The sequence below is a fragment of the Tardiphaga sp. 172_B4_N1_3 genome (genome assembly GCF_052076035.1).
In the GTDB taxonomy this organism is placed as follows: Bacteria; Pseudomonadota; Alphaproteobacteria; order Rhizobiales; family Xanthobacteraceae; genus Tardiphaga; species Tardiphaga robiniae.
Map to the genome: position 1 here is coordinate 1,378,851 of NZ_CP197238.1, position 16,168 is coordinate 1,395,018.

A 16,168-nucleotide genomic window follows, 5' to 3' on the forward strand; every position below is an offset into this window, starting at 1 on the left:
TCGGGAACCCACGTTAACCAACGGAAAAACCTAGATATTTGTAGGCAGCTTGATGGCTGGGATTGGACTGTTTCGATGAGCAAGATCGACCCGACGGCGCGGATCGAGGATGGTGCTGTCATTGGCGAGGGCGCCGAAATCGGACCCTTCTGCATTATCGGACCGCATGTCACGATCGGTGCAGGCACGAAGCTGCTGTCGCATGTCAACGTGACGGCGCAGACGACTATCGGCGAGAACTGCACAATCTATCCGTTCGCCTCATTGGGCACGCCCCCGCAGTCGCTCAGCTACAAGGGCGAACTGACCCGGCTGACCATCGGCAATGGCTGTACCATCCGCGAGTCCGTGACCATGAATGCGGGTACTGTCGCCGGCGGCGGCATCACGTCGGTGGGCGATCGCGGCTACTTCATGAATTGCGCCCATGTCGGCCATGACTGCCATGTCGGCAACGACGTGATCTTCGCAACCTCGGCAACCTTGGGCGGTCATTGCGAGATCGGCGATTTCGTTTTCATGGGCGGGCTGTCGGCCGTACACCAGTTCACCCGCATCGGCTCGCAGGTCATGGTCGGCGGCATCTGCGGTGTGCGCGGCGACATCATCCCGTTCGGGCTTGTGAATGGTCAGTATGCGGCGCTGGAAGGCCTCAACATCATCGGCATGAAGCGCCGCAAATTCACCAAGGAGCGCGTCGCCGCCGTGCGCTCGTTCTATCAAAAGCTGTTCCATGGCCCCGGCGTCTTTGCCGAGCGGCTCGAGCGCGTGCAGCCTTTGGCGAAGGACGATCCGGCGATTGCAGAAATCCTGACATTCATCGCCGGCGCCAAACATCGCGCGCTGTGCCTGCCCGAGGATAGCAAGAGCAGTTCCTGAATTCGGGTATCGCGGGGCGAAGCATGACTGACCAGGCTCAAATACAGCACCCGCAAGCATATCCTCCGATAGGCTCGCCGTTCGGGATTATCGCCGGCGGCGGCTCGCTGCCCTTCGCCGTCGCGGACTCGCTGCAGGCGCGCGGCATCAAGCCTGTCGTGTTCGCGCTGAAGGGGTTCTGCGATCCGGCGCTGGTGGCGCGATTTCAGCACCACTGGATTCCTATCGGTCAGTTCGGCCGTTTACTGAAGCTGATGCGCAGCGAAAATTGCCGGGATCTCACCTTCATTGGCACGCTGGTACGGCCGGCAATCTCCGAGATCAGGCTAGACTGGGCAACGCTTCGCGTGATGCCGAAAGTGTTTCGCGCGTTTCGCGGTGGTGACGATCATTTGCTGACAAGTATCAGCCGCCTGTTCGAGCATGAAGGTTTTCGTCTGCTGGGGATCAAGGACGTCGCACCGGATGTGCTGATGCCAGCAGGCAGCGTGACACGTGCCGTACCGGATCAAGACGCTGAAGCCGATATCGCGCGTGGGCGTGAAGTCCTGCGCGCCTTGAGCCCGTTCGATATCGGCCAGGCGACCGTGGTGATCGACGGCCATGTGGTGGGGATCGAGGATATCGAAGGCACCGATGGATTGCTGGCCCGCGTGGCGCTTCTGCGTGAACAGGGACGTATTCGCGCCAAGGCAGGGCGGGGTGTACTGGTGAAGGCGCCGAAGAGCGGTCAGGATCTGCGTTTCGATCTGCCGACATTGGGGCCGCGGACCATCGAGCGCGCTGCGGCCGCGAAGCTCGCCGGCATCGCCATTGTCGCAGGCAATACGATCGTCGCCGAACCGCAGCAGATGATTGTCGCCGCCGATGCCGCAGGTCTTTTCGTGACGGGACTTCCTACGTGACGAAGACGATCTATCTCATCGCCACCGAAGAATCCGGCGACCGTCTCGGCTCCGCGCTGATGAAGGTGCTGCGCCAGCGACTGGGCGATGATGTGCGCTTCGAAGGCGTCGGCGGTTCGTCGATGGCGCGCGAAGGTCTGCAGTCGCTGTTTCCCATCGAGGAGCTTTCCATTATCGGCCTAGCTGCCGTCGTCCGGAAGCTGCCGTCGATCCTGAGACTTATCACGCGCGCGACCGAGGATGTCCTGCGCGCCAGGCCTGATGTGCTGGTGATCATCGATAGCCCGGACTTCACCCATCGCGTCGCCAAGCGTGTGCGCCAGCGCGATCCCTCCATTCCCGTCGTCAACTATGTGTCGCCAACGGTGTGGGCGTGGCGACCGGGGCGCGCGAAGGCGATGCGCGCTTATGTCGACCATGTGCTGGCGCTGCTGCCGTTCGAGCCGGAGGCGCATCGGCGGCTCGGCGGACCGCCATGTACCTATGTCGGTCATCCCCTGATCGAGCAGATCGATGCGCTGCGTCCCAATGCGGACGAGCAGGCGCGTCGCGAAACGAAGCCGCCGGTATTGCTGGTGCTGCCGGGTAGCCGTCGCAGCGAGATCCGTCATCACATGGCAACGTTCGGCGCGACGCTCGATCTGCTGCAAAAGCAGGGCACGCAATTCGAACTGATCCTGCCAACTATGCCACATCTCGTCGAGGTTATCGCCGAAGCGCTCAAGGCGTGGCCGGTGCAGCCACGGATCGTTGTGGGCGAAACCGAGAAGCGCGCCGCGTTCCGCATCGCGCATGCGGCCTTTGCCAAATCGGGGACGGTGACGCTGGAGCTTGCATTGTCAGGCGTGCCGATGGTCACAGCCTACAAGGCCGGCAGTGTCGAGGCCTGGATCATCCGCCGCCGCATCACATCATCGTCGGTGATCCTCGCCAATCTGGTGATCGGCGAGAACGTCATTCCGGAGTTCATCCAGGAAGACTGCACGCCGGAGAAGCTCGCGGCGTCGTTGCAAGAGGTGATGGCAGACACACCGATGCGGCGCCGTCAGATTGAAGCCCTGGCGCGGCTCGACGGGATCATGGCGACCGGCGAAGCGTCGCCGAGCGTCGGTGCGGCCAATGTCGTGCTGGCCACGATGCGGAAGAGTTGAAGGCCTTCATTCAAGAGATTGCAGCGTAACAAAAAAAAAAACGGCGGATCTTGCGATCCGCCGTTTTCATTTTCGCACTCTGCGAAACGAGGTCTTAGGCGCGCTTGGCGATATCCACGTAGTCGCGGCGGGCAGCACCCGTATAGAGCTGCCGCGGACGGCCGATCTTCTGCTGCGGATCGCCGATCATCTCGCTCCACTGGCTGATCCAGCCAACGGTGCGGGCGACCGCGAACAGCACAGTGAACATCGAGGTCGGGAAGCCCATCGCCTTCAGCGTGATGCCCGAATAGAAATCGACATTCGGATACAGCTTGCGGTCGATGAAGTACTGGTCCGACAGCGCGATCTTCTCGAGCTCCATGGCAACGGCGAGCATCTCGTCGCCACCGTGACCGGTTTCCTTGAGAACTTCGTGGCAGGCCTGCTGCATCAGCTTGGCACGCGGATCGTAGTTCTTGTAGACGCGATGACCGAAGCCCATCAGGCGGACGCTGGAATTCTTGTCCTTCACCTTGGCGATGAATTCCGGAATCTTGTCGACAGTGCCGATCTCGGCGAGCATCTGCAATGCAGCTTCGTTGGCACCGCCATGCGCCGGTCCCCACAGGCAGGCGATGCCGGCGGCGATGCAGGCGAACGGATTGGCGCCCGACGAGCCGGCGATGCGGACCGTTGAGGTCGATGCGTTCTGCTCGTGGTCGGCGTGCAGCGTGAAGATCTTGTCCAGCGCCTTGGCGAGCACCGGATTGACCTTGTACTCCTCGCACGGCACGGCAAAGCACATCTTCATGAAGTTCGCCGCGAAATCGAGCGAGTTGGTCGGATACACGAAGGGCTGGCCGATCGTGTACTTGTAGGCCATCGCCGCGAGCGTCGGGATCTTGGCGATCATGCGGATCGACGCGATGTCGCGCTGCTTCGGATCGTTGATATCAGTTGAGTCGTGGTAGAAAGCGGCGAGGGCGCCAACCGACGCGACCATCACGGCCATCGGATGCGCGTCGCGGCGGAAGCCCTGGAAAAAGCGGCTCATCTGGTCGTGAACCATGGTGTGGTTCGTGACCAATGCGTCGAACTTTGCCTTCTGCGCCTTGGTCGGGAGTTCCCCGTACAGCAGCAGATAGCAGGTCTCGAGGAAGTCCCCCTTCTCGGCGAGCTGCTCGATGGGATAGCCGCGGTATTCGAGGATACCGGCATCGCCATCGATATAGGTGATCTTGGACTGGCAGCTGCCCGTCGAGGTGAAGCCGGGATCGTAGGTGAACATCCCGGACTGGGCGTAGAGCTTGCCGATGTCGATGACATCAGGGCCGACGGTCCCGCTGTGGATCGGCAGTTCGAAGCTCTTGCCGTCGACTGTCAGCGTTGCGGATTTGGTATTGGTTTTTGCGTCCATCGCGTGGTCCCCGATGAGATCGTTGAGGGGCCGGCAAGCCACCGACATTTCAGGAGAAATGGGGAGGCTAGCCGGGAATTCCAGAGCATTCGCCAGAATGCGTAGCGTATTGCTGTGTGCGCTGCAAGGCGGGCAAAAGCAGCCTACAGCTATGCTAAATAGATGCCTGATCGGCGAGCCGGTCCAGGCATTCCTGCCGTCCCAATACCGCCAGAACATCGAAAATGCCGGGCGATGTGGTCTTGCCGGTCAGCGCCACGCGAAGCGGTTGCGCAACCCCGCCAAGCTTGATGCCAGCTTCCTCGGCAAAGGCGCGGGTAGCGGCTTCGGCATTTGCTGCGGTCCAGTCGGTGACGGCTTCCAGTGCCGTGCGCAACTTGCCGATCAGCACACGGGTTTCCGGCGTCAGCGCGGCCTGCGCCTTCGGCTCCATCGCCAGTGGGCGATCGGCAAAGATGAAGTTGGCGCCGTCGATCAGCTCGATCAGCGTCTTGGCGCGTTCCTTCAGGCCGGGCATGGCGCGCAACAGCTGGGCGCGCGTGGTGTCGTTGAGCTTCGCCTTCAGTTCGGCACCGCCGGGCACGTAATTCAGCACGTCCTCGAACATGGTCACGAGGGATTGATCGTCGGTGTGGCGGATGTAGTGACCGTTGAGATTTTCGAGCTTGGCGAAATCGAAGCGCGCGGCGGAACGGCCGATTCCCGACAGGTCGAAGGCGTCGATCATCTCCTGGGTCGAGAAGATTTCCTGATCGCCATGGCTCCAGCCGAGCCGCACCAGGTAATTCCGTAGAGCGGCCGGCACATAGCCCAGCGCGCGATAGGCTTCGACGCCGAGCGCGCCGTGGCGCTTCGAGAGTTTCGAGCCATCGGGTCCGTGGATCAGCGGAATATGCGACATGCTGGGCACGGTCCAGCCGAGCGCGTCGTAGATCTGCTTCTGGCGGGCAGCGTTGATCAGATGGTCGTCGCCGCGGATCACATGCGTCACGCCCATATCATGGTCGTCCACCACCACGGCCAGCATGTAGGTCGGATTGCCGTCGCCGCGCAGCAGCACGAGGTCGTCGAGGTTCTCGTTCTGCCAGACCACACGGCCCTGCACCTGATCCTCGATCACGGTCTCGCCGGTGAGCGGCGCCTTCAGGCGGATCGTCGGTTTGACGTCGGGGCGCGGATCCGACGGATCACGGTCGCGCCACAACCCGTTATAGAGCTTGGACTTGCCCTCGGCGCGGGCTGCCTCGCGCATCTGCTGCAGCTCCTCGGCGCTGGCATAGCAGTAGTACGCCTTGCCCTCGGCCAGCAGCTGTTCGGCGACTTCGCGGTGCCGGCCGGCACGGGCAAACTGGAAGACGGTGTCGCCGTCCCACTCGATGCCCAGCCACTTCAACCCGTCGATAATGGCGTCGATCGCGGCACCCGTTGAACGCTCGCGATCCGTATCCTCGATCCGCAGCAGCATCTTGCCGCCGGTCTTCTTGGCATAGAGCCAGTTGAACAGCGCGGTGCGTCCACCGCCGATATGGAGGAAGCCGGTCGGCGAGGGGGCGAAACGGGTAACGACGGGAGCGGTCATATCAGCGGGTTCGATCGATTTCGGTGTGAGTGTTGGCGGGCGTTTATCACAACGACAGGGCGCTGTCTCACGGCGAATAAACGCGGATTTGGGGTCGGAACCGCATCGGAAAAGGCCCTTTCGCGGGACCCGGCCCCTGATCCGGCCTTGGCGCGGCCTTCCGGATTTGGCACATAGGGCGCAGCTTGAAAGGCAGCAAATGACAGACGAATCGGTATCCGACGCAGGCCGTGACTTCATCCGCGACATCGTTGCGGCGGACCTGCAATCCGGCAAACACAAGAGCGTGGTGACGCGCTTTCCGCCGGAGCCCAACGGCTACCTGCATCTCGGCCATGCCAAGTCGATCTGCCTGAATTTCGGCGTCGCCGAGGAATTCGGCGGCCACTGCAACCTGCGTTTCGACGACACCAATCCGACCAAGGAAGAGCAGGAATATATCGACGCCATCCAGCGCGACGTCCGCTGGCTCGGCTTCGACTGGGGCGAGGGCAACCTGCATTACGCCTCGGACTATTTCGAGCAGCTCTATGACTGGGCGGTACACCTGATCCGCGCCGGCAAGGCCTATGTCGATGACCAGTCGCAGGAAGAAATCCGCTTTAAGCGTGGCACCCTGACGGAGCCCGGCCAGAACAGCCCGTTCCGCGACCGTTCGGTCGATGAGAACCTCGATCTGTTCGCGCGGATGCGCGCCGGCGAATTCCCGAACGGCGCCCGCGTGCTGCGCGCCAAGATCGACATGTCGTCGGGCAACATCAACCTGCGCGATCCCGTGATCTATCGCATCCTGCATGCGCATCATCCGCGCACGGGCACCGCCTGGAGCATCTATCCGAGCTACGACTTCGCGCACGGTCAGTCGGATGCCATCGAACACGTGACGCATTCGATCTGCACGCTCGAATTCGAGGATCACCGGCCGCTGTACGACTGGTGCCTGGAAAACCTGCCGGTGCCGTCGCGGCCGCATCAGTATGAATTCGCGCGCCTCAACATGACCTACACGCTGCTGTCGAAGCGCGTGCTGACCGAACTGGTCCGCGGCAGCCATGTCACCGGCTGGGACGATCCACGGATGCCGACGCTCGCAGGCCTGCAGCGCCGCGGCATTCCCGCCGAAGCACTGCGCGAATTCGTCAAGCGCATCGGCGTCGCCAAGGCCAACTCGACCGTCGATATCTCGATGTTCGATTTCGCCGTGCGCGAGACACTGAATCGCACGGCGCAGCGCCGCATGGCGGTGCTGAAGCCGCTGAAGGTGGTGATCGAGAACTACCCGGAAGGACAGACCGAGCAGCTCGAAGCCATCAACCATCCCGATGATGCGTCGCTCGGCAACCGGCAGATTTCATTCGGCCGCGAGCTTTACATCGAGCATGACGACTTCATGGAAGAGCCGCCGAAGAAGTTCTTCCGCATGGCGCCAGGCCGCGAGGTCCGCTTGCGTTATGGCTACTTCATCACCTGCAAGGACGTCATCAAGAATGCCGCTGGCGAGGTGGTCGAACTGCGCTGCACCTATGATCCGGAAACCCGGGGCGGCAATGCGCCGGACGGCCGCAAGGTCAAGGCGACGATCCATTGGGTGAGCGCCGCAGATGCCGTGCAGGCGGAAGTACGCGTCTACAATCAGCTGTTCGCCGATCCGCAGCCCAATGCGACCGAGTTCGCATCGCAGCTCAATCCGGACTCGCTGGAGACGCTGACCGGCGCCATGCTGGAGCCGGCGCTGGCGAGCGATAACACAAGCGATGTCGTGCAGTTCGAGCGTCAGGGCTATTTCTGTCGCGACAAGGACTCAGCGCCCGGCAAGCTGGTCTTCAACCGCACCGTCGGTCTGCGCGATAGCTACGCCAAGCTCGCCTGAGCAACCTCAGGGATTAGTTTTCGTATTCTGCATCCGTTCCGCTAGTCGCCGCTTGCCCTTCCGATAGCATTCGAAAGGGCAAGCGTGGCGTGCGGGCGTTGGATGGCGCGGGGCGGGGATCAGCAACAGCGGCGGGGCCGATCCGGTACAGCGACCACATGGCCGCCGCCGGCCACGGCAGGCGTCGCTGTCCCGTCAGCGACGTCGTCAACGTCGCGCTTCGGGATGCTCTCGACGTGGGTGCGGGCCGAAGCTGGTCCCGGTCGCTTGCTGCCTTGGGTGCCGATCGCTTTCGGCACCGGCATCGCGCTGTATTTTGCCGCTGAGCATGAGCCGGTGGCCTGGATTGCCGCTGCGACGGCAGGCCTTCTTTGCGTGGCTGCGTTTTTGCTGCGGCGGCAGCGATGGTTTCCCTTGATCTTGCTCATTGCGGCCATCGCGGCGGGCTTCGCGATGGCTGCCATGAAAACCGCGCGTGTGGCTCATGAGGTTCTGGCGAAGCCGCTCTATTCCGTCGCGATTACCGGCTTCGTCGAAACGCACGAGGAACGGGAGCGCACGGATCGCTTCGTGCTGCGCGTTGCCACGATGGACAGCCCGCGCGCCGCACCGAAGCTCACTCGTGTGCGGCTGTCGGTGAAGAAGGGCACGGCGCCTGCCGTCGGCAGCTTCGTCGAATTGAAGGCAAGGCTGCAGCCGCCGCTGTCGCCGCTCCGGCCGGGCAGCTACGACTTCGGACGCGATCTGTATTTTCAAGGGATCGGCGCATCCGGCTTCGTGATGGGCGGCATCAAGGCAGTCGATCCGCCGATACAGCCGAGTGTGGCGCTACGCTATTCGGCGACCATGCAGGGGCTACGCGACGCCATCGACGCGCGGATCCGCACAGTGCTCTCGGGCGATAGCCGCGCCATTGCTACGGCGCTGCTCACGGGCCGCCGCGATGCGATTTCGGCTGACGTCAATGATGCGATGTTCATCTCCGGCCTCGGTCATGTGTTGTCGATTTCTGGCTATCACATGGCCGTTGTCGCCGGCGTGGTGTTCTTTGCGATACGCGCACTGCTGGCACTGATCCCTGTCCTGACCGTGACATTCCCGATCAAGAAAGTCGCAGCGGCTGCGGCGTTATTCGCAGCACTGTTCTATTTGCTGCTGTCAGGTGCCGAAGTCGCGACACAGAGATCCTTTTTCATGACGGCCGTTGTGCTGATTGCAGTCATGGTCGATCGCCGGGCGGTGACGTTCCGTACGCTGGCGGTGGCAGCAATGGTTGTGCTGATCGTGGCGCCGGAAGCGTTGGTGCATCCGAGTTTTCAGATGTCATTCGCGGCGACGCTGGGGCTGGTCGCATTGGTGCAGATCGGCATGCCCGCGCTGTTTGCCTCGCCCGATCATTCCGCGACGGCGCGCGTGGCGCTATGGGGCGGACGCGAGATCGCGATGCTCGTGCTGGCCTCGCTGGTCGCGGGCCTCGCCACCACGCCCTATGCCGCGTTTCATTTCCATCGCGTCACGCCTTATGGCGTCGTCGCCAATCTCCTGGCGATGCCGGTGGTCTCGGCACTGGTTATGCCGGCGGGCATTCTCGGTTTGGTGGCCATGCCGTTTGGCTTTGACGGTGTGTTCTGGCGGCTGATGGATGTCGGCATCCAGTGGATGATTGTCGTCACGCAATGGGTGGCAGCCTTGCCCGGCGCCATCGGCCGGATGCCGGCCTTCGGGACGGGACCGCTGATATCAGCCAGTATCGGCATCATCGTGCTGGGATTGCTGCGCACGCCGTTGCGCCTCGCAGGGCTTGGTGTGCTTGCGCTCTCGATTGTCTGGGCGTTGCTGGTCAAGCAGCCGGATGTCCTGATTTCGGGTGACGGTCACAGCGTTGCGGTACGGGGCAGGGAGGGGCGCCTGCATATGATGCGCAGCGCCAAGGATGCGTTTCTCGCGAAGGAGTGGCTTGCCGGTGATGCCGACGCACGGCTGCCAACGGATGCCTCCCTCAGCCACGGTGTGTCCTGCGACCGCGACGGGTGCATCACGGCACTGGCCGATGGCGCTTTGGTGGCGCTGGTTTTACAGCCGGATGCCTTCACAGATGATTGCGAGAAAGCGGCGCTCATCGTCACGGCGCGACAATCGCCGAGAGATTGCAGGGCGCTGGTGATCGATCAGGATCGCCTGCAACGAAATGGTGCGGTGGGCCTGCACCGAACCGCGAATGGCTTTACGATGGATGCCGTGCGACCGCGTGGCCTGGACCGTCCGTGGTCGCGCGCAATTCCCGATGAGCCCCAGCAAGATCTGATCCAGAACAGTCGTCCACCGCAAAACCGGCCGGTGGATGCGACGCCGGCGGAAACCGATCTTCAACCCGAAGATCAGTAATCCGCCGAGGCGCAAATCTCAGTAGCGGCGATACAGGCCGATCAGCTTGCCCTGAATGCGCACCCGGTTGGGTGGCAGGATACGGACCTCGTAGGCGTCATTCGCAGGCTCCAGCGCGATCGACGCGCCGCGGCGGCGGAAGCGCTTCAACGTGGCTTCCTCGTCGTCGATCAGGGCCACCACGATGTCGCCGGTGTCGGCGCTCTCGTTGCGCTGGATCAGCACGGTGTCTCCGTCGAGAATGCCGGCGTCCTGCATGGAATCGCCGCGCACTTCGAGCGCGTAATGTTCGCCGGAACCGAGCATGTCTGCGGGCATGCTGATGGTGTGGCTGCGGGTCTGCAGCGCCTCGATCGGCGTACCTGCCGCGATCCGGCCCATCACCGGGATGGCAACTGTGCGGCCATTGTCATCATCGCCGCTGTTGCTGGCGATGCTGGCGGCCGAACGCACCTTGCCAAGCGTGCCTTCGATGACGCTGGGCGTGAAGCCGCGGCGGCCGGTACCGCCGGTGACCGGCGCGCCGAGCTCTGGCAGCTTGATGACTTCGATGGCACGGGCGCGATTGGGCAGACGGCGTATGAAGCCGCGTTCTTCCAGCGCGGTGATCAGACGATGGATGCCGGACTTCGAGCGCAGGTCGAGCGCATCCTTCATCTCGTCGAAGGAGGGCGGGACGCCGGCTTCCTTCAACCGTTGATCGATGAATCGCAGGAGTTCGTATTGTTTGCGCGTGAGCATCTGAAGCCATCCTCAGTTGACGGTGTCGGCCGCCGCGTGCGTTTCAAAGGGCCTTCGAACGGTGAGCCTCAATCCAGAGACGATCGTTCGAAGATCGGTTGCGCGAGTTCGGGCACTCTCAAACTACTCAAAGCCACAGAATCTCGAAACAAATCATGAACGAACACTATATGTTCCATATGTGTTCTGCAATGCTTAATTTGCCGTCAACAGAATGCACGTTGAGCGAGGTTTGAGGAGGCTGTTCCTCACCTGCCGTCGACCGCGGCGGAGATGGAAAATGCTTCCGCGGTCGCCTGGGCTACGCGGACGTCATGCGCCCAATGGGCGGCGGCGGAGTCGTGGAGCCGGTGGCCAGCGAGCGCTGAACCATGATCGTGTCGGCCCAGCGGCCGGAGCGATAAGCGACGCCGGGCAGCAAGCCGACGCGGGCGAAGCCGAAGCTTTCATGAAGGCCGAGGGAGGCCGTGTTGTCGGCATCGATATAGCCGATGATCTGCCGAAAGCCGGCCGCCGCGCACACGTCGATCAGTTCGCGCATCAACAGGCGGCCGATGCCCCGGCCGACATGTCCGTGGTGGATATAGATCGAATGCTTGACCGTGTAGCGATAGGCCGGTCGCTTGCGGAACAGCACCACATAGGCATAGCCGACGACCTCGCCGCCTTGCGTGGCGACGAGGTGGGGGAACCGCTTGCTGCGCAGGTTCTTGCGCCGGTCTCTGAGATCATCGGGCTGCGGCGTGTCGGCGTCGCTGACGCCTTCCTCGACGCCTTGCCGGATGTGCCGGCGATAGATCGCCAGCATGGCATCGACGTCGGTGTCGCGTGATGGTCGGATGACGACCGGCTGTTCGAGTTCCGTTGGCAAATCTGGCTCCTTACGTGCTCCCTATTCGGAGACCACGTAAGTGTAAAGCCGGATCCGGCCATTGGCGTCGACCTTGCGGTAGATGCCCTGGATCTCGACGTCGAAGCCCGGGAACGTGTTGAAGCAGGTCTCGAACATCCTGAGATAATCGATCATCGGCTTTGACCGTTCGGTGAGCCGTTCTCCGGGTACGATCGTGGCGATGCCGGGCGGGTAGACCACGAACGGCGTCGTCGCGACGCGCCCGAAGATCTCGTCGATCGGGAGGTAATCGACGTCGTTGCGCACCAGACAGCGCGCGGCATCATGGGGTGACATGGCAATCTCCGGCAGATGGTCGGCGGAGAATTGCCTGGTCTGGAGCTCGCTCACATTGGCCTCGCGAAAGAACCGGTGCATGTCGCCGCACAGATCCCGCAGGCGTATGCCCGCATAACGCGCCGGCCTGCGCCTGGCGAATTCCGGGATGACGTCTTCGAGCAGGGCGTTGTCGTCATGAAACTTCTTGAAGGCGACAAGGCCAGATATCAGCGTGCCGGCCTTGCTGGCCTCCACGCCGGGCGTCAGCAGGAAGAGCAGCGAGTTGAGATCGTTCTTCTCCGGCACGATGCGATTTTCGCGCAGGAACTGCGCGACCACGGGCGCGGGGATGCCGTGTTCCGCATAGCCGCCGGTGGTGCGGTCGAAGCCGGGTGTCAGTACCGTCAGCTTGTTGGGATCGGTCATGGTGAAACCGGCTTCCATGCCGGGGAAGCCATGCCAAGCGGCGTCAGGCGCGAGCTGCCAATAAGCCGGATTGGTGGCCAGCTGGTCAGTGCCGATGCTTTCCCAGGGCACATTGTGAACAGCGCCTTCGCTGGCTGCGTCGGGAATCGCGACGCGCTCGGGCACGAAGGGTTCGAAGAACCAGCGGCGCTCGGTGCGGGTTTCCTTCTCCTCGAATTCGCGGCGCACCGCGCGCATCTTCTTGCGCAGTTCGATGCCGAGGCGGATCGTATCGTCCCACAACACTTCGCCCGAGCGGCCCTTCATCATCTGCGCGCCGACATCCAATGATGCGAACAGTGGATAGAATGGCGAGGTCGAGGCGTGCTGCATGAAGCTTTCGTTGAAGCGCCGGTGCTCGACGCGGCGCTTCTGCCCGCGGATGTGGCGATCCTTCATGTGGATCTGCGACGCCTGCGAGAAGCTCGCGAGCTGCTTATGGGTCGACTGCGTCGCGATGATACCCGGGGAATCCGGACCAAGCTCCTTGAGCCCCATGGCGAAGCGACCGGCATAGAGCGGGTGGAATTTCATGAAGCCCGCCCAGGCTTCGTCGAACAGGATGTAATCGCAGAGATGGCCGATGCGCGCGATGATCATCTCGGCGCTGTAGATGGTGCCGTCATAGGTGCACTGTTCGACCACGGCGACGCGGAACGGGCGTGGACGCTTCCAGGCCTCGGGATCCGTGACCAACGGATTGATACGGATGCGCTCGCGCAGCGCGTCCTCGTCGAGCGCGTCCCAGTTCATCGGGCCGATCAGGCCCCAGGGATTGCGCGTCGTTGGCACATAGATCGGCACACCGCCTGAAATCATCAATGCGCCGTGCAAGGCCGCCTTGTGGTTGTTGCGGTCGAACAGCACGAGGTCACCATCGGTGACCAGAGCCGATAGCGCGACCTTGTTGGAGGTCGAGGTGCCGTTGAGCACGAAATAGGTTTTCTCCGCCCCGAAGATCTGCGCGGCTTCCTTCTGCGCCTGCAAAGCAGGGCCCTCATGGGTCAGCAGATCGCCGAGATCGAGCACCGAATTGTCGAGGTCGTCGCGAAACACGGCTTCGCCGAGATGTTCCATGAACACGCGGCCGATCGGGCTGCGGCTGTAGAACACGCCGCCATTGTGGCCCGGGCAGGTCCAGAGCTGGTTGCCTTCCTCGGCATAGTCGACCAAAGCGCCGAAGAACGGCGTCTTCAGTGTCTCGGCATATTGCTTCAACCGGCTGATCAGGTTCTTGGCGATGAACGGCGGGGTTTCCTCGGACAGGAAGACATAGCCGTCGATGAAATCGAGCACCTCGACCGGGACGTCTTCAAACCGCTTGCGGCGGATCAGCAGGATGATCGGAAAGTCGAGGCCCCGTTTGCGCATCAGGTTGATCAGCGCCGCGGTCTTGCCTTCGAGGCCCTTCTTGCCCCAGTCGACCACCATGCAGCCGATGGCCGCGTCGGTCTGGACTGCGATCGTGGCGTCTTCGAGCTTGCGTGCCTTGACGACCTCGAAGCCGGAACGCTCGATCTCATCGACGATCTGATTGAGCCGAATGCCCTCGAGATCGTCGGCGTCGAATGTTGGCATCGCAAACAGGAAATTGAAGCGTTTGAAATAGTCCATTTGTGCACCGATCTTGTTTCGCAGCGATGTCTCGCTGCGTTACGTGACAATTCAGTGACTGAAGCCGCGTTAAGGTATCTCAGTCAGAAAAAAGCTCAGAGAACATGCCGCGCGGCGGAAGTTCCGGTGGCCCGGCATCCCATCGCGCATCTCGGCCTTTAAACAGGCAGTCGCATGATCGCGCAGGAATCACCAGCGGCGGCGGCGAGAGCGAATGGCTTGCGGATCAGAAGTCCTTCGGCAACAGCCAGATTTCCTAGCAGCGACGAGTCCTGTTTCATCACCGGCGTCGCCACCACGGTGCCGTCGGCGCGGGTTTCCACACGCGTGCGCAGATAGTCCTCGCGCTGGTCGTTGGCGGCGAGGTCGCGGCCGAGCACCGCGGGTTCGAGCGCGTGAGCGACCTCGTTTCGGCCGGACAGCGCGCGCAGCAGCGGCACCATGAACAGGAAGCCGCAGACATAGGACGAGACGGGATTGCCGGGCAGGCCGATCACGCGCATGCCCTGGCGGCGTCCGTGCATCATCGGCTTGCCGGGCCGCATGGCGATGCGCCAGAACGCCATCTCGACGCCGGCATTGATCAGGGATTGCTGCACGAGGTCGTGGTCGCCGACCGACGCGCCGCCGGTGGTGATCAGCACGTCGGCCTTCAGATCGATCGCGCGCTGAATGGCCGATGTGGTCGCCTCCAACGTGTCGACGGCGATGCCGAGATCGACCACCTCGGCGCCTTCAGCGCGGGCCAGCGCACGCAGCGCGAAGCCATTGGAGAGCACGATCTGGCCGGGGCCGGGGACCGCACCGGGCATGACCAGTTCGTCGCCGGTGGCGAGCACGGCAACGACCGGCCGTCGCCGCACGGGCAGTGACGGATGGTTCATCCCGGCGGCAAGCGCCAGATCGCGGTCGGTGAGGCGGGTGCCGGCGCGCAGCAGCACATCGCCTTCATTGAAATCGACGCCGGCCGGGCGGATATGCTTGCCGGAAATCGCAGCTTCGTTGATCCCGACGACGTCACCTTCGCGCGTTGTGTCTTCCTGGATCACCACGGCGTCGGCGCCAGCGGGCAGCACGCCGCCGGTGAAGATTCGCAGGGCTTCGCCGGTCTGCAGCGGGCGGTCGAACGGCTTGCCTGCGGCGATCTCGCCGATGACGCGGAGCTTGGCGCCCAGTGTCGCATCGGCGGCGCGCACGGCATAGCCGTCCATCGCTGACATGGGCTCCGGTGGCTGCGTGCGCAGCGAAGCGATGTCGCGGGCGAGCACGCGGTGGAACGCGTCTTCCAGCGGCACCATCTCCTCAGGCAGCGCATCGGCGCCTGCGAGAATCGCGGCCATGGCATCGGTAACCGGCATCAGGGCCATCGCGGGGATCTCCGGCAGTGTGGGCGCCCGTCATAGCGGAGAGCGGGAGCGGACGCAAAACCACTGGCGCTTTGGCAGGGCAGGGAAACACGGTAGACATCGGCGATCATGACCGACAACCACGCCGCAACCGCCGATGAAGCGCCTGTCTGGCGGGCAGATGTCGATGCGCTGGCGTTCCGGCCGTCCGGCCATCGCGGGCTATGCATGGTGCACCGTCATGCGTTCCGGACGCTGCTCCGGCGCTACCCGTCGCCGGAGGACTGCGCGGCCTATTTTCAAGACCACAGAGCGGTGTTCCAGGCGGCGGCTAGCGCCAAGCTCGTGCGTGCGTCGGTAGCGGCAGATGCGAACTTTCATCTGACCAGCCGCGATCTCGCCCGCGCGATGTAAAATTAACGGTCGCGCCGCCGGAGCAACTCGGCTAAATTGGCCCTCTATTTCGCGAGGATTCCGATGCAACAGACCCAGACCGCCCAGATCTCCGCCGTCACCACTGACGTTAATGTCGTCGTGCAGGCCGTTCTGGCCATGGCGCTCGGTCTGTTTATCGTCGGGGTGGTCGGTTTCTCGCATATCAGCGCGGTCCATAATGCGGCCCACGACACGCGCCACGCCAACGCATTCCCCTGCCACTGAGAC

General features: G+C 62.9%; 13 protein-coding genes. 7 read left to right on the forward strand and 6 right to left on the reverse strand.

Translation table 11 applies throughout. The annotated features are described in order from the left end of the window. Nucleotides 1–75 precede the first annotated feature (75 nt). Genes lpxA through lpxB form a run of 3 tightly spaced genes read left to right on the forward strand, consistent with a single transcriptional unit; the run spans nucleotide 76 to nucleotide 2,935 of the window. Nucleotides 76–879: an acyl-ACP--UDP-N-acetylglucosamine O-acyltransferase gene (gene lpxA, locus AB7783_RS06220; RefSeq protein WP_441277120.1), complete on the forward strand. Its 804-nt coding sequence runs from the start codon at nucleotides 76–78 to the stop codon at nucleotides 877–879. A 23-nt stretch (nucleotides 880–902) separates the two neighbouring features. Further along, nucleotides 903–1,784, forward strand: coding sequence for an LpxI family protein (locus tag AB7783_RS06225; protein ID WP_441277121.1), 882 nt, complete (start codon nucleotides 903–905; stop codon nucleotides 1,782–1,784). Further along, complete coding sequence (lpxB, locus tag AB7783_RS06230; RefSeq protein WP_441277122.1) at nucleotides 1,781–2,935, forward strand: lipid-A-disaccharide synthase; 1,155 nt, start codon at nucleotides 1,781–1,783, stop codon at nucleotides 2,933–2,935. Before AB7783_RS06225 ends, lpxB begins: the two co-directional genes overlap by 4 nt. 94 nt (nucleotides 2,936–3,029) lie before the next feature. Here the strand turns inward: lpxB and gltA are convergent, their stop codons facing one another. Then, the gene (gene gltA, locus AB7783_RS06235; RefSeq protein WP_089264726.1) at nucleotides 3,030–4,334 is read right to left on the reverse strand and encodes a citrate synthase; all 1,305 of its coding nucleotides are present in this window, start codon (nucleotides 4,332–4,334) and stop codon (nucleotides 3,030–3,032) included. A gap of 154 nt (nucleotides 4,335–4,488) precedes the next feature. Continuing rightward, entirely contained in the window at nucleotides 4,489–5,913 is a 1,425-nt protein-coding gene (gene gltX / locus AB7783_RS06240; protein WP_441277123.1) for a glutamate--tRNA ligase, read from the reverse strand. 199 nt (nucleotides 5,914–6,112) lie between these two features. Between gltX and AB7783_RS06245 the strand changes: the two genes are divergently transcribed. Continuing rightward, nucleotides 6,113–7,783, forward strand: a complete 1,671-nt coding sequence (locus tag AB7783_RS06245) for a glutamine--tRNA ligase/YqeY domain fusion protein (protein WP_441277124.1) — start codon at nucleotides 6,113–6,115, stop codon at nucleotides 7,781–7,783. A 102-nt stretch (nucleotides 7,784–7,885) separates the two neighbouring features. Further along, on the forward strand, nucleotides 7,886–10,168 hold the full coding sequence (locus tag AB7783_RS06250) for a ComEC/Rec2 family competence protein (RefSeq protein WP_441277125.1): 2,283 nt from the start codon (nucleotides 7,886–7,888) through the stop codon (nucleotides 10,166–10,168). Nucleotides 10,169–10,186: 18 nt separating this feature from the next. Here AB7783_RS06250 and lexA read toward each other — a convergent pair whose 3' ends face one another. The 4 genes from lexA to AB7783_RS06270 form a co-directional block, all read right to left on the reverse strand. Next, nucleotides 10,187–10,909, reverse strand: coding sequence for a transcriptional repressor LexA (gene lexA, locus AB7783_RS06255; RefSeq protein ID WP_068730850.1), 723 nt, complete (start codon nucleotides 10,907–10,909; stop codon nucleotides 10,187–10,189). Between the two features lie 301 nt (nucleotides 10,910–11,210). Further along, entirely contained in the window at nucleotides 11,211–11,780 is a 570-nt protein-coding gene (locus AB7783_RS06260; protein ID WP_276509735.1) for a GNAT family N-acetyltransferase, read from the reverse strand. A 21-nt stretch (nucleotides 11,781–11,801) separates the two neighbouring features. Beyond that, nucleotides 11,802–14,159: an Orn/Lys/Arg decarboxylase N-terminal domain-containing protein gene (locus tag AB7783_RS06265; protein ID WP_441277126.1), complete on the reverse strand. Its 2,358-nt coding sequence runs from the start codon at nucleotides 14,157–14,159 to the stop codon at nucleotides 11,802–11,804. A gap of 158 nt (nucleotides 14,160–14,317) precedes the next feature. Next, on the reverse strand, nucleotides 14,318–15,526 hold the full coding sequence (locus AB7783_RS06270; RefSeq protein ID WP_441277127.1) for a molybdopterin molybdotransferase MoeA: 1,209 nt from the start codon (nucleotides 15,524–15,526) through the stop codon (nucleotides 14,318–14,320). A gap of 108 nt (nucleotides 15,527–15,634) precedes the next feature. Between AB7783_RS06270 and AB7783_RS06275 the strand changes: the two genes are divergently transcribed. Beyond that, nucleotides 15,635–15,919: a hypothetical protein gene (locus tag AB7783_RS06275; protein ID WP_439058230.1), complete on the forward strand. Its 285-nt coding sequence runs from the start codon at nucleotides 15,635–15,637 to the stop codon at nucleotides 15,917–15,919. 63 nt (nucleotides 15,920–15,982) lie between these two features. Continuing rightward, the gene (locus AB7783_RS06280) at nucleotides 15,983–16,165 is read left to right on the forward strand and encodes a CbtB domain-containing protein (RefSeq protein WP_089264725.1); all 183 of its coding nucleotides are present in this window, start codon (nucleotides 15,983–15,985) and stop codon (nucleotides 16,163–16,165) included. Nucleotides 16,166–16,168: the final 3 nt, after the last annotated feature.

Excerpts from the sequence above, each read along its gene's own strand:
- AB7783_RS06280 (WP_089264725.1), top strand. The coding sequence starts at position 15,983 with ATGCAACAGACCCAGACCGCCCAGATCTCCGCCGTCACCACTGACGTT.
- AB7783_RS06275 (WP_439058230.1), top strand. The coding sequence starts at position 15,635 with ATGACCGACAACCACGCCGCAACCGCCGATGAAGCGCCTGTCTGGCGG.
- gltA (WP_089264726.1), bottom strand. The coding sequence starts at position 4,334 with ATGGACGCAAAAACCAATACCAAATCCGCAACGCTGACAGTCGACGGC.
- AB7783_RS06225 (WP_441277121.1), top strand. The coding sequence starts at position 903 with ATGACTGACCAGGCTCAAATACAGCACCCGCAAGCATATCCTCCGATA.
- AB7783_RS06265 (WP_441277126.1), bottom strand. The coding sequence starts at position 14,159 with ATGGACTATTTCAAACGCTTCAATTTCCTGTTTGCGATGCCAACATTC.
- lexA (WP_068730850.1), bottom strand. The coding sequence starts at position 10,909 with ATGCTCACGCGCAAACAATACGAACTCCTGCGATTCATCGATCAACGG.
- AB7783_RS06270 (WP_441277127.1), bottom strand. The coding sequence starts at position 15,526 with ATGGCCCTGATGCCGGTTACCGATGCCATGGCCGCGATTCTCGCAGGC.
- gltX (WP_441277123.1), bottom strand. The coding sequence starts at position 5,913 with ATGACCGCTCCCGTCGTTACCCGTTTCGCCCCCTCGCCGACCGGCTTC.
- AB7783_RS06245 (WP_441277124.1), top strand. The coding sequence starts at position 6,113 with ATGACAGACGAATCGGTATCCGACGCAGGCCGTGACTTCATCCGCGAC.
- lpxA (WP_441277120.1), top strand. The coding sequence starts at position 76 with ATGAGCAAGATCGACCCGACGGCGCGGATCGAGGATGGTGCTGTCATT.
- AB7783_RS06250 (WP_441277125.1), top strand. The coding sequence starts at position 7,886 with ATGGCGCGGGGCGGGGATCAGCAACAGCGGCGGGGCCGATCCGGTACA.